15 protein-coding genes are annotated in these 14,212 nt (G+C 55.4%); 4 read left to right on the top strand and 11 right to left on the bottom strand.

Going from position 1 to position 14,212, the window contains the following annotated elements:
- Positions 1–188 precede the first annotated feature (188 nt).
- Genes MKX51_RS03220 through MKX51_RS03210 form a run of 3 tightly spaced genes read left to right on the top strand, consistent with a single transcriptional unit; the run spans position 189 to position 3,122 of the window.
- A complete protein-coding gene (locus MKX51_RS03220; RefSeq protein WP_155991665.1) occupies positions 189–341 on the top strand; it encodes a hypothetical protein in 153 nt (50 codons plus the stop codon).
- Complete coding sequence (locus MKX51_RS03215) at positions 334–1,257, top strand: hypothetical protein (protein WP_036731341.1); 924 nt, start codon at positions 334–336, stop codon at positions 1,255–1,257. Before MKX51_RS03220 ends, MKX51_RS03215 begins: the two co-directional genes overlap by 8 nt.
- 56 nt (positions 1,258–1,313) lie before the next feature.
- Complete coding sequence (locus MKX51_RS03210) at positions 1,314–3,122, top strand: hypothetical protein (RefSeq protein WP_340991183.1); 1,809 nt, start codon at positions 1,314–1,316, stop codon at positions 3,120–3,122.
- 310 nt (positions 3,123–3,432) lie between these two features.
- Here the strand turns inward: MKX51_RS03210 and MKX51_RS03205 are convergent, their stop codons facing one another.
- From MKX51_RS03205 to MKX51_RS03165, 9 genes are all read right to left on the bottom strand, one after another.
- Positions 3,433–3,768 (bottom strand): hypothetical protein, encoded by a 336-nt coding sequence (locus tag MKX51_RS03205; RefSeq protein WP_340991182.1) that lies wholly within the window; start codon positions 3,766–3,768, stop codon positions 3,433–3,435.
- 83 nt (positions 3,769–3,851) lie between these two features.
- A complete protein-coding gene (locus MKX51_RS03200) occupies positions 3,852–5,264 on the bottom strand; it encodes an MFS transporter (protein WP_340991181.1) in 1,413 nt (470 codons plus the stop codon).
- Entirely contained in the window at positions 5,261–5,899 is a 639-nt protein-coding gene (locus MKX51_RS03195) for a cysteine hydrolase family protein (protein WP_340991180.1), read from the bottom strand. Before MKX51_RS03195 ends, MKX51_RS03200 begins: the two co-directional genes overlap by 4 nt.
- A gap of 34 nt (positions 5,900–5,933) precedes the next feature.
- The gene (locus MKX51_RS03190) at positions 5,934–6,983 is read right to left on the bottom strand and encodes an ABC transporter substrate-binding protein (RefSeq protein ID WP_340991179.1); all 1,050 of its coding nucleotides are present in this window, start codon (positions 6,981–6,983) and stop codon (positions 5,934–5,936) included.
- 37 nt (positions 6,984–7,020) lie between these two features.
- Positions 7,021–7,830 (bottom strand): ABC transporter permease, encoded by an 810-nt coding sequence (locus MKX51_RS03185; protein ID WP_445322054.1) that lies wholly within the window; start codon positions 7,828–7,830, stop codon positions 7,021–7,023.
- 109 nt (positions 7,831–7,939) lie between these two features.
- A complete protein-coding gene (locus MKX51_RS03180; RefSeq protein ID WP_036731326.1) occupies positions 7,940–8,725 on the bottom strand; it encodes an ABC transporter ATP-binding protein in 786 nt (261 codons plus the stop codon).
- A 118-nt stretch (positions 8,726–8,843) separates the two neighbouring features.
- The gene (locus MKX51_RS03175) at positions 8,844–9,218 is read right to left on the bottom strand and encodes a Na-translocating system protein MpsC family protein (protein ID WP_340991177.1); all 375 of its coding nucleotides are present in this window, start codon (positions 9,216–9,218) and stop codon (positions 8,844–8,846) included.
- 184 nt (positions 9,219–9,402) lie between these two features.
- On the bottom strand, positions 9,403–9,624 hold the full coding sequence (locus tag MKX51_RS03170; RefSeq protein ID WP_340991176.1) for a hypothetical protein: 222 nt from the start codon (positions 9,622–9,624) through the stop codon (positions 9,403–9,405).
- 56 nt (positions 9,625–9,680) lie between these two features.
- Positions 9,681–10,565, bottom strand: a complete 885-nt coding sequence (locus MKX51_RS03165) for a hypothetical protein (RefSeq protein WP_340991175.1) — start codon at positions 10,563–10,565, stop codon at positions 9,681–9,683.
- Positions 10,566–10,726: 161 nt separating this feature from the next.
- Here MKX51_RS03165 and MKX51_RS03160 point away from each other — a divergent pair, with 161 nt between their 5' ends.
- The gene (locus tag MKX51_RS03160; RefSeq protein ID WP_340991174.1) at positions 10,727–11,428 is read left to right on the top strand and encodes a class I SAM-dependent methyltransferase; all 702 of its coding nucleotides are present in this window, start codon (positions 10,727–10,729) and stop codon (positions 11,426–11,428) included.
- 715 nt (positions 11,429–12,143) lie between these two features.
- Here the strand turns inward: MKX51_RS03160 and MKX51_RS03155 are convergent.
- Together MKX51_RS03155 and MKX51_RS03150 are read right to left on the bottom strand one after the other, a co-directional pair.
- On the bottom strand, positions 12,144–13,067 hold the full coding sequence (locus tag MKX51_RS03155) for an ADP-ribosylglycohydrolase family protein (protein ID WP_340991173.1): 924 nt from the start codon (positions 13,065–13,067) through the stop codon (positions 12,144–12,146).
- A gap of 36 nt (positions 13,068–13,103) precedes the next feature.
- Positions 13,104–14,102, bottom strand: a complete 999-nt coding sequence (locus MKX51_RS03150) for a Gfo/Idh/MocA family protein (protein ID WP_340991172.1) — start codon at positions 14,100–14,102, stop codon at positions 13,104–13,106.
- Between the last annotated feature and the right edge of the window lie 110 nt (positions 14,103–14,212).

The raw sequence follows: 14,212 nt of genomic DNA, 5'->3' as shown, positions 1-14,212 counted from the left end.
CTAAATTCTGTCAATAGCATGCCATTATGATATAATTAAACCTTGTAAACTTCAACATAGTGACCGCTGGACCGGCACTTCCGCGAGTAACAATCGCCATCCTGAGCCGGATAGACTATTCTAAGTATACGCCGCAATCCTGAATATTTGATTAAAAGACCGTAACCAGAGCAGAAAGGAAGAGTTCCATGATTACATACGCCATACTCGGGATAACGTTTCTCTATGCTGTGATTCAGATCATTCTATATGCTTCCCGCCAGCGGAAGCCGCTCACCCGTGAGGATATCGACGAGCGCCTGCTGGCTGCATTGAACGGAGGGGATACCGCCCGTGAGTAAAAAGAAACCCGTCATCTTCCGTCCCTTCAAGGCCCCCCGTTACGCCTTCGAGAAGCTGCGCATCTGCCGCCGCTGTCACCGTTACACCGCGCTGGGCGAGGAACGCTGCACCCGCTGCGGCCGCGCCTCGCTGACTCCGGTGGAGAAGTATGCAGTGTCCCAGGCCGGGCGCAAGGTCCAGACCCGGCTGCTCGTTATCCTCCTGCTGACCCTGGCCGGAATCTATTTCGGACAGAATCTGCAGCAGATGGTGCTGTGCGGCGCAGGCGGCCTCGTATTAGCCGGACTGGTCTACTATACGCAGCGGAAAGTACGGCAGAACGAAAATCTGTATGCGCTGAACAAACTGCTTGGCCGTAATATCTATAGCATCAAGGAGGATCTGGAGCTGAACCGCCAGGAAGCCGTGACGGTGCTGCGTGAGAATGATGTGCTCGCTTATGAGAAGCTGCGCGAGATCTCCGTGCTGCTGCGCGGAGACCGGATCTCCCGCCAGCGCGTCGCCCTGCTGCACGGCTTCCAGCTGCGCAAGGACATGACGCTGGAGCTGGAGCAGCTGCTGCTGAAGGACTTCGAGCCGCTGCTGGCTGAATATATCGGCGAGATCGCCAGGGTCCGTCCCGAGCTGATCAAAGACCGCACCCTGCGCTATGTCAAGAATTACGAGGTGCAGATTCTCGAAATGGATAAGGGGCTGGACATTATGACCGCCGTTGCCAGTGCTGCGGTCCGCATGAAGCGATACGCGCTGCTCTACTCCGGCATGATCGGCCGCTATGTGCAGGAGCTGCCCAAAGACCGGTTCCTGCGCTTATCCAGACTCATTGCCGCGAATCCCTATGAGCCGTGGAACGGCCTGGATGTCAAGGTGGAGGAGATCCGTGAGCTTAAGTACCGCTGGGACCCTGAAGTATAAGGTTAGAAGCCGACTGCCGCTCTAATCCTTATCTATCTATAAAGGGGCTATATTATATGACGATCATACGGGCTATAACCCTGCGGAATATTATGATTATTCTGTGTATTTTGATGCTGCTCCCGCTGGGACAGAAGGCGCTGGGGATTAAGAATAAGCTTCAGGATGTACAAGAAGCCGAAAAATTGTACGCCGCCGGGGAGCTTATTGCTGCTGAGAACCGGTACCGCCAAGCAGCGGCCAATCACGCGATTTCTTATAAAGAAGAAGAAATTTCGGCAAGACTGGCAGAGCTGGCTCCCATCACCAGCATCCGCAGCAGTCTAAGCAGACTGTCCTTAACGCTTGCAGACCAGCTGACTGTGAAGGATTTCGCAGGGTTGATGGAGAGCTATGCCTCCCTGCTCAGCCTGAAGAGCAAATATATGATGCCGGGCGGTCCCTATGAAGCCTATTATCGCCAGCTCTCGGCAGATTCAGGCCTCTCAGACAAGATGACAGCCGGGTTCCGGCTGTTCAAGGAGGAGTATCTGGCCGGACTCGCCGCAGGTTCGTCTAAGGGAGCAGATTCGGGGACGGGCAGCGACAGTACGGACAGTCTCAAATGGAGCCTGCTGCAGATTCCGGCAGACTATTACGGAGGGGTGGCGGCCAAAGAGGAGTTATTGGCTGCGAGCTTCAAGGCCCATGATACCGCGAGGCTCAAGGCTCTGGCCGCAGCCGGAAGCTTCGGGCCTATGCTGGAGAGCGCCCTCTCTATGGAAGAAGCTTATAAGAATCATAGCTATACCGCGCCTTGGCTTAGCAAGCAGGTTCAGGAGAGCGCTTCGATCATCCTGAACAAGGATCTGGACGGTGACCTCACCGCAGCCTTCGCCGGACATGCCGCCCGTTACCGCAGCTATGCCGCATCAGCCGGCATTACCAGCTCCAAGGTGCTGAAGCTGATCGACAACAGCATCGCCCGGCTGCTCCGCGAGGGCGCGCGCCATGTGCGCGGCGGCCGGTATGCGGATGCCATCAGGCTCTATGCGGAGCTGGCCCCAGTGCAGGACACCTCCGGGGAGACCGCTGCGGCAACGCTGGCCTGGAACCTGGCCGAGCCGCTCCGGCTGCTGCCGGGCGGTGAAGTGCAGGGCAGCTATTCGCTTACGGCCTCCGTCACTGACAAGTACGGTGCCAAGGTGGCCGTAGCCGGAGTAGATGCTGGCGGCAAGCTGGTCTACGCCGAGATGAGCGGGGACGGCACGGTCTCCACCCGGACCGGAGAGGTGATCCAGGGTTCGGGGATGCTGAGCACTCTTTCTTTTGACGAAGCGTTGTCTGCTTACTCCGAAGTACCCGTAGTTGTAGCTAACAGCGGTGAGACTGACGGACGCAGCATCTTCACAGGCTATACCATCCGGCCGGAGGGAATCTCTCTGCTGTTCAGCTTCACAGGCAGCAGCTATGAGCTGATGGCGGAGGATGGCTCCATCCGCGTAATGAATACGGATCTGGCCGATGGTGCTGCCGGCAGAACCGCTATCTTCCGCCAAGTGAACGGGGCATATGAATTCTCGGAACTCTATCAGGAGTCCGCCGCCACCTATACTCCAATTGATGCGGCACAGCTTGAGCTTCATCTCAATGAGAAGGTGATGTTCTCCTGCGAGATTATCATCGACTCCGCCGGAAGAACCGTTGCACGCGCAAATGGGCGTGATCTGCTCCTCCAGGGCGAGGTGCCGCTGTTTACCGGCCCCGCCGCAGTCAGCGGCCAGTTCGGGAATGAATTCGGAGAGGTGGAGACGGAGCTTGGGGTACAGTCTGTGCCTGTGTTTATGGTCGATTCGGCGCAGAGCTTAAGCCTGATGGCACCTTGATGGCGGCCCGGCTGAATGCTTGGTGGACTGTGAGAACGCTATTTGGTCAAAAAGACAAATTTTCTGCCCGTCGCGGACTGGGAGGCCGTTAAACGGCGCGTTGACACTGAAAATGAGTCGATACAGGTTAGTTAAGGTCCTCTGAGTCCGGATAGGTTACTGGAATGGCGTAAACGGACCAAATAAAGGCCCTCCAGTCCGCATGGACCGAAAATCCCAAAACGGAACACAAAGACGCAAGCGTCGGACGGCACGGATGCCGCTTGACGCTTGCGTCTTCTTTTTGGCGCGGGAGATGTGTGATTATCGTTCACGAACGGCGGGCCTTGGCAGCCATCTGACGTCCCTTCTTACGGCTGAACAGCCTGAGATACCGCTTCCGGGTAGTCAGCACCTCCGCCGATGCGCTCAGCGTCTCCTTCACCTCGCCAAGCACCTCCTGAGTGTCCTTGACCGACTGCTTCATCCGCCCAAGCTCCGACTTCACCCCGTCACTCCGCAGCTTCGCCGCCTCCACCGTCTCCTGCATATTCGCTTTGAGCTCATCGACCGGAGCCTTCAGTCCGTCGACAGATTGCTTTACCCCGTCCAGTGACTGCTTCAGCCCGTCGATGCTGCTCTTGAATTCCTTCAACGGATTGCCCATATCGTCGTCCCTCCTAAGCTCTCTTTCTCTATATTACCCAGAATGAAGGGGGCGGGATTCAGCTCACCTGAAACTCAACTCTATTACGGTATGTGCAGATGCTCCGCGCCTTTGCGCTTGCTGCTGTGGCGGAAGGAGTACAGCGGCCAGACGGCAGACAGACCGACTGCCGCTGCACAGGCTACGAACACCGCCACATAGCTTCCGTTCGGCCTGTTCCCCCCACTGATCATCAGACCGCCGGCCGCCGTTCCGAACATCATGCCGATGTTGCGGGATAACGCCAGTATACTGCTGACCCGGCCAAGCTGCGATTTTGCCGCCAAACCCATAACGATGCTTGTGTTAGGAGAAGTAACCATCCCCATAGCACAGCCTAGCAGCACGACCGGCAGCACCATCGCACCTGTTCGCAGAGCAGGGGAGCCAAGGCCCAGCGCCAGCAGCGTGACACTCATCAGCAGCAGGCCTGCGGTTAGAATGCCGAGCGGCCCTTTACGGTCCGCGATGCTCCCGCTGACAGGGGCAGTTACCACCAGCGCCAGCGGATAGCCGATCATGATCAGCCCCACCCACGCAGGCTCAGCTCCCGATAGACGCAGCAGCGAAGGCAACGCCAATTGTGCGGCAAAAGCAGCCATATACGTGATAACCGTAATCACAATCCCGGCGGCAAAGCTCCGGTCCGTGAACAGGCTGAAGCCGTTCTCCGCAGGCGGAGAGATGCGCTGAGCGAAACGGGCGTATCCCGTATAACCCGCTGCCAGTCCTACCGAGACCGCGAGCAGCAGCAGTACGGATACAGACAGGAACGAGGAGCGGCTGCCGAGATCGACGGCAATCATCAGCGAAGTAAGGCAGGCCGCCATCCAGGCTGCGCCGGCCAGATTCAACTGGACTCCGGCGGTCTCCGTATCCCGGGGAATCAGCCGGTGTGCGAGCACACCCACGGCCCCCGCAACAACGGCCAGCAGCCAGAAGCTGCTCTCCCAGGCAAACCACTGGATCAGGAAACCGCCTAAGGCCGGCCCTGCCATCGAGCCCGCAGCCACGAAGGTGCTCATCAGCCCCAGCGCCCGGCCCCGCTGCTCCGCCGGAAAGAGCGAGACGATCAGAGCCATGTTAGTCGCCTGATACATGGAAGCCCCGCCCCCCTGCAAGACTCTGAAGCCCAGCAGCATCGCTTCATTCTGAGCGAGTGCGCAGCCCAGCGCTCCTGCTGCGAATGCGAACAGACCCAGATTATGCACCTTGCGGCGGCCGAACCTGTCTCCCAGCCGTCCCATTACAGGCAGCAGCACTGAAATGACCAGCAGATAGATACTAACCACCCACTGCGCAGAGGCTACGGGAATCTGCAGATCGGCTGAAATATCAACCAGCGATATATTGAACATCCCGGCAGACAGATTGGACAGGAACGCCCCGAGACAGATCACTACCTTGACTGCCGTGAGGTTCACGGCCCGTTCCGGTGACGGCACCGTGAGGCTCATGACAGCTGCTGCAGCACAGGCTGGTTCCAGATCTTCCAGCCCGCTTCAATCTCTGCGGCTGAAGCAACCACGCCGAAGTATCCCTTCATATTTTCCAGCGTCATGTCATGCGCCGCCCGGGAATACGAAGCACAGGCGTCCTGAACCATCACAATCTGATAATCCAGCATGAAGCCGTCCCTTGCGGTTGACTCTACGCACACATTGGTGCTTACGCCAGTCATGATCAGGGTTTCGATCCGCTGTGCGCGCAGCACAGAATCAAGCCGGGTGTTAATAAAAGCGCTGTACCGGTGCTTATTCACGATAATCTCCTCCGGAAGCGGGGACACCTCATAGAATTCAGCGCCCCAGCTTCCCCGGCGGCAGACACCGAGCGAGCCCCGCCCGGAGCGGGACGTCCAGACCAGCGAATCCGTCGCTTTTTCATGAAAGGTCTGGATGTAAATGACCGGTACTCCCTGCGTTCTCGCTGCGGCAATCAACCCGTGGAGCTGCGGCATCATCTCACTGACGGCTGACACATCGTTCCCGCCTGCGGCCAGCGCGCCTTCCTCATGGCAGTAATCATTCTGCACATCTACTATAATAAGTGCTGTTTTATCAGGCATAATCAGATCGGCAGTTAACTCCATTTTCGTCACCTCTTTCATTTTTGAAGACCTCTGTTTATTTCGCTGTTGTTTGATTCACAAATTGCATATCGACCAGGTCATCATAGGTATACTCGCCTTTGTAGATACCGGTCTTGATCATCACATCCATGTCCTTATCCAGCGCCTCCTGCGAGATCACACCATCCGGGCTCCAGAGCCGGTCCTCATACGCCCGGTCAAGCGCAGCCTGGGCAGCAGCATCGGAGAGTGTAGGAAATTCAGCCTTCAGGACACGCATCGCCAGCTCTTTATCCTCCTGGATCACCTTCAGCGCCTTGACGACAGCATTCACCGCCTTCTGTACCGTTTCCGGGTCCTTCTCCAGGGTGGACTTCTTCACGCTCAGCACCGAGTAAGCATAATCACCCAGATCATGGAATTTGTAAAAAGGCTCATCCCACACTCCCTTGCTCATCCCGTCACTGATCTGCGGCTCTGCGCCGTTCGCAATATCCGCTGCCCCCTGCTGAACCATCGCTACCACCGTGGAGCCGTCCGCCGGCTCCAGCAGCCGCACATCCTTCTGCGGATCAAGTCCAAGCTCCAACAGCAAATACTGGGTCAGCAGGTTCGGCGTACCGCCATGCCGTCCGGCATTCAGTTTCTTGCCCTTCAGGAAGGCTGCCAATTCTTCAGCTGAGCTGCCTGCCGGGGCTGTCCCTTTTTTGGCCATCAGATAGACATTAGCCCGGTTAACCACATTGCTGACCGAGACGATCGGGTCCGAGTTGCCAATATTCGCTAGTGCGTTGGACTCCGGCCCGCCGATGACCGCCCAGGCATCCCCGCTGACTACCGAGGTGACATGGGTGCCGCCTGCAGCCTGAAGCATCTCCACCTCCAGGCCCTCCTCGGCAAAATACCCCTCACGCTGCGCCACGTACAGCGGCAAATAACCCGTATAGTGCAGCGGCTCGGCGATAACCAGCTTCTTCAGCTTCTCCGTAACGTTTCCGGCAGCGGCTGCTTCCACTTCAGCATTGCCTTTGCCGCCGCAGCCGGACAGCAGAATTACAGAGACCAGCAGGACGGCCGACAGCTTCATTTTCGTTACATTCATCATTGGCTTCTCTCCTCTATCTTGTTGAAATGCCTGCATATTAAGCCTTCTTCATCCCATATCCCTTAGACAACCACTTCTCCAGCAGCACCACTCCCGCATACATGACCATCGACAGTGCAGACAGAACTACAACGCCTACCCAGACCAGATTAATATCGAGAATGGTACCGGCGTAGATGACCATACGGCCAATGCCATGGCTCGAAGCAATGAATTCACCAACAATGGCTCCGGCCAGCGAGAGGGCAATATTAATCCGCAGGCTGCTGATCATCCAGGGCATCGCCCAGGGAATGACCACCTTGGTGAATACCTGATGCCGCTTCGCCCCGAGCGAATACATCAGCTTTTCCATATCCTTGTCCACACTCTGCACACCGCTATGCGCCGACAAGGCCGCCACAACCACTGTCATGGCAAAAGCTAACGCCACCTTCGAGAAGAACCCGATGCCCAGCAGAATGACCAGCACCGGGGCAAGCGCCAGCTTCGGCATGGCGTTGAGCAGGATCAGGAACGGTTCACTGATGCCCGCAAATTTGCGGGACCACCAGAAGGACAGGCCGAGCAACGAGCCAATCAGCGTTCCGCCGATGAAGCCGAGAATCGTCGAGCTTGAGGTATAAGCGATATCTTCCAGCAGCGTCCCCTCTGTCATCTGAGTCCAGGTTGTGCTAATAATCCGCAGGGGGCTGCTCCAATAATACGAGTCCATCCAGCCAATCCGCGTAAACAGCTCCCAGCAGAGCACGATCAGCAGCGCCACAGACAGCCGCCCGATTCCGATGATCCGCCGCATCTGGCGTCTGGCGGCTTCTTCATCAATGATGACGGGCTCTTTCTGCATTTTGTCCGGCTTGACTGAATAGATCGGGGCGGGCTCCAGCTTGTGAATGACATAGCCCTTCTTGTGTACGCTCTCCATAGTTGTCCTCTCCTTCAACAGTTTATAAGTTCTAAGAGATGCGGGTCGCAGGCTCCTGGTCCCCGCTTGACAGCAGATTCAGCAAGTGGGCTTTCAGCTCCATGAACGAAGCAGATACCGTATCCTCCTGGTGTCTGGGACGCGGCATATCTACAGAAATCTTGGAGATGATCCTTCCCGGCCGCCCGGAGAAAACATAGATGTCGTCAGACAGATAGATGGCTTCATCAATATCATGGGTAACGAATAACACCGTCTTGCGGAAGTCTTCCCAGAGCTCCAGCAGCCAGTTCTGCATAGTCAGCCGGGTCTGGGCATCCAATGCGCCAAAGGGCTCGTCCAGCAAAATAATATCCCGCTCATACAGCAGCGTTCGGAGCAGCGCTGCCCGCTGGCGCATCCCGCCGGACAGCTCCGCCGGGTAATGTCCGTCGAAGCCCTTCAATCCATAGCGGTCCATCAGGGGCTTGGCCCGGGCGACCGCTTCCTTGCGCGGCACCCCGCGTATCTCCATGCCCAGAATGATGTTGTCCAGTATCGTCCTCCAGGGCAGCAGCATATCCTTTTGCAGCATATAGCCTACATATCCGGTCTTCCCTACGATATCCTCTCCGTCTGCAAGCACACGGCCGGTGGAGGGCGGAATCAGGCCCGCGATAATATTGAACAACGTGGACTTGCCGCAGCCGCTGGGACCGATAATACTGACAAATCTGCCTTGTTCTATGGAGAGATTCGTCTCCTGCATGGCCATAATCTCCTGGCCGTCACGGCGGAACCACTTGCTGACACCGGCAATCTCAATTTTGGTTTTCATAGAATCAGCTCCTTAAGGAAGTAATAGAATAATGACCATAAACAAAAAGCCGCCAGTTCTGGACACAGCCCCGCAGGGAAATGTCCGAAAACTGACGGCAGGCCGGCTCTCCGAAAGATCAGAGTTCCAACGTAGCGTTCAGATAATACTCAAGGTCCTTCTCCAAAATTATGATCGTACCGGAATACTCGGTCTCCACATCATAATCTTTAAGAACAGCCTTAATATTGACTTGAAATTCATCCAGAAATGCCTGCTTGATCTCACCTTTGAATACTTCATGCAGCACCAGATTCATCTGGCGGCTTGCCGCGGGATCATGGGTATCCAGCACCTTGAGTACGGGCACCCGGCTATTAATGGATAAAATAATAATCTTGTTCCCCACAAAATCGACCTTCTGCTGCTTGACGCCGGCGTTAAACAGCTTCTTGTTGATTTCGTTGTAAATCCGTAGAATATCCTGTTTCCATTGTCCGGCGGAAGCGATCATTAGCGATCACACCTTTGCTGCAATAGATTGTGTTATGAAATGTGACTTACAAGCAACTATATCGCCTTTTTGCCCACCGCTTATACATCATTATAGATAAAATTAAAGACTTGTCAATAAAAATACGGAAGATAATATAACATAAATAAAAGAAATATATATATTATGATAGAATATATAACATTTAAGTCGCCAGGTTCGCGCGAAGCTCCTCTAGCAGCTCCAGCAAAGGACGGCCATATAACGGCTCCACCGTAGAGTCTGTAATGATCGCATATTTACTGGCTCCCTCTATCAGCCCCTGCCGCAAATCGCGGGTCAATGAGGCAAACAGATGCTCACCGATCTCAATAGAGTAAGAATGATCGACTACTTTTTGGAGTGTGACTTCAAAGCTCTTGGACATGGGTTGAGCCCCTTTCATCTATAGATTGTCTGCGCCAGCGTGACTTCTTATTCTATTCATTCCTCAAAATACTTCCACCATTCCACCAGCCAAGGCTCTTCTACGCCGCGCAGGCGGAATTCCTCCAGCAGCACCCGGCGGACCCGCTTCTCCATCTTCACAAAGCTGTTATCCTCCTGGTACATTGGCGCGTAAGACAGATCTTCTGATAGGTATTGCCGGAAGTCCTTCATGCAATCAAGCACCCTTTTCCCCACTGGAAGCTGCTCTGCTACCTGTACAAGCCATTTATCATACGGATAGGGGTATCCCTCCACCGTGATGGCACAGCGTAAGGCCTGCTTGAACACCTCCACCGCCTGAAAAAGAATCGGAAAAGCCTCTCCCCGGCGCACGGGATTATCCAGGCTTTTGGCAGCACTCCGAAGGTCTATGTATGTCTTCTTCCGCAGACTCAGCAGAAGGTCTGAGGGCAGCGGAACCGCTTGCGCGAACAACGCCCTCAGATCCAGCGGATCATGATAAAGACAGGAGACCGATGCATTCCACAACCAGTCCAGTTGTCCCATTCCCAGCGCCTGCTCCAGCTCCGATAACTTGAGCAGGGTGTAATGTCCTGTTTTGCCGCTGGACAGGTACACATCGACAAACAAGCTGCTTCTCTCCGGGATCAGCCCGGCCTGTTCGAACCGGCTTGTAATCGGCTCATAGCGTTCATCCTGGCAGACCAGAATCAGATCTACATCCGAGCTGTCGTCCACAATCCCCAAGGCCGTTGATCCATCCAGCAGGATGCTGATATTCCCGCAATCTTCCGTAAGCAGCGGGTGATTCAGAATATGAGTGCTGATATAGCTGCCAATTTCCTGAAGTAATTCGCTATGCCGCTGCCGGTTGTCCGGCTTCAGCAGCAGACTGGATAGACTTGCCGTCCAGAGCACACGCTCCCCTCCCCCTCATAGAATTTCCGCTCCCTGCAACCAACCGCACAGAACATATTTCCGGAATATTATAACATAATTTAGGAGAGTTACTGTCTGCATTGTCTCATAGTGTATATTCGGTTTGCCGTATGATGATAGGAAGGGAGACCTTGAGAAGAATGAACATGGAAACGATTTATAGCCATGAGGACACGCTGAGGATGCTGGACACTTTGTTTCGGGACGAGGGGGCCTGGTGGGATCAGTTCTATGCGGATAAAGAGAAGGAGATACCATTTTTCAGAGATTATCCCGATGAGAATCTGGTGGAACACTTCAGTGGCGGGGCGCTTACCCCGGGCCGGGTACTCGAGTTGGGCTGCGGGGGCGGCAGAAATGCGGTGTACATGACGCAGCAGGGATGCAAGGTGGACGCTGTTGATATCTCTCAGGCTGCGGTTAATTGGGGGATGGAGCGTGCAGCGGCACATCAGGTAGAGGTGAATTTTACTTGCGGGAATATCTTTGACCTGGAGCTGGCACCCGGGAGCTATGACCTCATCTATGACAGCGGGTGCTTCCATCACATCTATCCCCACCGCAGAGCCAGTTATCTGGAGTTGCTGGACCGGGCGCTTACGCCCGGCGGGTATTACGGCTTGACCTGCTTCGCAGCAGGCTCCATGGGTGCAGAGATTACTGATTGGGAGGTCTACCGTCAGCGGCGGATGAGAGGCGGATTAGGGTTCACGGAGGAGCAGCTTAAGACGTTCTTCAGCGGGTTCGAGAATATCCGGTTCCGGCGGATGCGCCAGACCGAGCAGAGTGAGAATCTGTTCGGTGAAGCTTTTCTGTGGACGGCCTTGTTCCGGAAAAGATAAGGAGTAGAGCATCAGAGCTATAACGAGCCAGCGCCTACAGGAGCAGTTATTCGGATGCTGCGGGCGCTGAAACAGTAGTAACTGTATTTTGTACAATGGAATGCGGTTAAAATGGCATCGAAATAGATTCTATTGTATTCGGTACATTTGAATATTGAAAAAAGGCCATTTTTAGCCCACTACGCAACATTCCACTGTACGAAATACAATAGAATCTCATTTTACAGTCAAATATGAGTTTTCTATTGCAGGAAATACAATCAGCTGCTTTCAATTCAAGTCCAGGGGCCGGCGACAGGTGCAGAATTGCCTACTATCATCCATTGTGGCCCCCATTAAGGTACGAGCGGTTAACTTAATTGCAATCTGTACAACTAAATCGTCTGATGTGCCGTAGGATAGCCGTTTAGCTGTAGTTCGTACAACTAAAATCCCTCTATATCTGGGTTCTCGCCCACTCAGGCAAATTTAGTTGTACAGACTACAGTTAGAAGAGGAATGCTTGCCATTTCGCGGTTTTTAATTGCGCAGAATACACTTATCTCAGAATGTCTTTCAAACGTCGCCTCGAACATTACCGCGTTAATGCAATAACCTACTTCTATAGTTCACATGAGTTCACACACGAAACTCCGCATCATCCTGCACAACAAACAGGCGGGGCGCCCTGTAACCCATGCGCCCCGCCTGCCACGTGCAGCTTAACTACCTCCGTCTATCGCACCCGCTCCATAAACAGCCGCCCCGCATACTCGCTGATCAGCTCACGCAGCGCCAGCTTGCGGCTCCATCCCGCCGGGATGCCACTGAGCCCATAGTAGGCTCCTGCGATCTGGCCGTAGATGGCACCGGTGGTGTCGGCGTCATTGCCGAGATTCACGGCAAGCAGCGCGCCCTCTGCAAAGCTGTCCGACTTATGGAATGCCCATAGCGCCGCTTCCAGCGACTCTACGACATAGCCCGAGCCTTGAATCTGCGGCGGCTCCTTCAGCTTGTAGGAGCCTTGCTTGATATTCAGCATATGCGGCGTCAGCGTATCTTCATACAGCCATTCGCGGAAGGCATCCGGCGCCAGCATCTCCTGCTTACTCCAGCCATGCAGCCCGGCGAGAATATAGGCCGCGAGCAGGCGGCAGGCAGCAAGACACTCGGCGGCCCCGTGTGTGGTTCTTGAACTCATGGCTGCATAGCGGATCGCCTCAGCGGGCTGCTCCGCGTAGTACATCATCACCGGAGCCAGACGCATAATTGAGCCGTTCCCGGCAGAGAACGGGTCCTCTGAACCGCTGTACGCCTCCCCGCTTGCTTCATACCGGTGCAGCGCTTCGCGCGTTGCGTTGCCGATGTCGAAGCATCTGCCGGTGCTGCTAAGTGCTCCTTCGCGGTACCATTTCACATAACGCTGCATCTGATCTGCCGGATCGAAGCCCTGCATGGCAAGCAGACTCTCCGCAAGACAGAGCGCCATCGAGGTGTCGTCTGTCCACTGCCCCGGCTGCAGAGCGAATACCCCGCCGCCGACAATATCTGTCATTGGCTTGAAGGTTCCGGGTGCCTGGAATTCTACAGTTGTGCCCAGCGCATCCCCGGCGGCCAGCCCCTGCAGGCAGCCCTGATAACGGTCCATCGTCAATGTCACTTGGTCTCCCCCTTCCCGGAAGCTTCCTGCCCGCACTTATTCGCCGGGATACTTCAGCCCCCACTGCGCCCGGACTTCATCCAGCAGCTTCATCAGGGCTACGGATTCATCCAGCGTCATCACCGGGCTCTCGGTAAGTCCGGCCTGAAGACAACGGCCTACCTCTTCCGCCTCGAAGCAGTACCCGACTGAAGCGCGGTCATCTTCGAACCTCTCCGCCAATTCGCCGTTCACGTAGAGCTCGGCCGATTTCGGATTAACCAGGGTGCCATTGACCACGATACGGCCTTCCGTTCCATAGATATAGGCTTCATCGTCCAGATTCAGCCGGATGCCGGCATTGAGTGAAGCAGATACGCCATTCCCGTAGGACAGCAGCAGCGAGAAGTGCTCATCCACGCCGGTCTCCCCGATATGAACGGTGCTGGCGATCGACTCTGGATGAGGTCCGAGAACCATCGAGGTGAAGGAGACCGGATAGATGCCGACATCCAGCAGCGCACCGCCGCCAAGGGCCGGATTCAGCAGACGCCCCTCCGGCTTCCAGTCAGAACGGAACCCAAGGTCCGCCTTCACCATCTTCACCTCACCGATGCGCCCGGCGGCCAGCCATTCCCTCACCTTCACATGTGCCGGGATATACCGGCTCCACATCGCTTCCATGAGGAACAGCTTATGCTCCCGGGCATAGGCCACGACTTCCTCCAATTCAGCACTGTTAACGGTAAAAGGCTTCTCGCATAGCACAGCCTTGCCCGCACGCAGCGCGAGCAGCGCGTTCTCCCGGTGGAACGGATGCGGTGTGCCGATATAGATGGCGTCCACATCAGGATCGTTAACTAGCTCTTCGTAGGTGGCGTATGCGACAGGAATGCCGTGATCGGCTGCGAATTTATCCGCGCTCTCCTGCGAGCGCGAGCCGACTGCATAGGCCACCCCATTGCTGGCGTGGGCCAGATCCGTGGCGAACTGATGGGCGATCCAGCCCGTGCTGAGAATGCCCCATTTTATCGTGTAAGCGTTATCTTCTGCCATAGTAATATCCTCCTCTTAATGAAGCTCAGGTCCCTCTGATTCTATCAAAATCTCCCTGTTGTGTACATGTCCGCATCCCGCCTGAACCCTCCAGCTCCATACAGATATGT

The organism is Paenibacillus sp. FSL M7-0420, from assembly GCF_038002345.1.
Classification (GTDB): domain Bacteria; phylum Bacillota; class Bacilli; order Paenibacillales; family Paenibacillaceae; genus Paenibacillus_AQ.
This window is presented reverse-complemented; position numbering and strand designations above follow the sequence as displayed.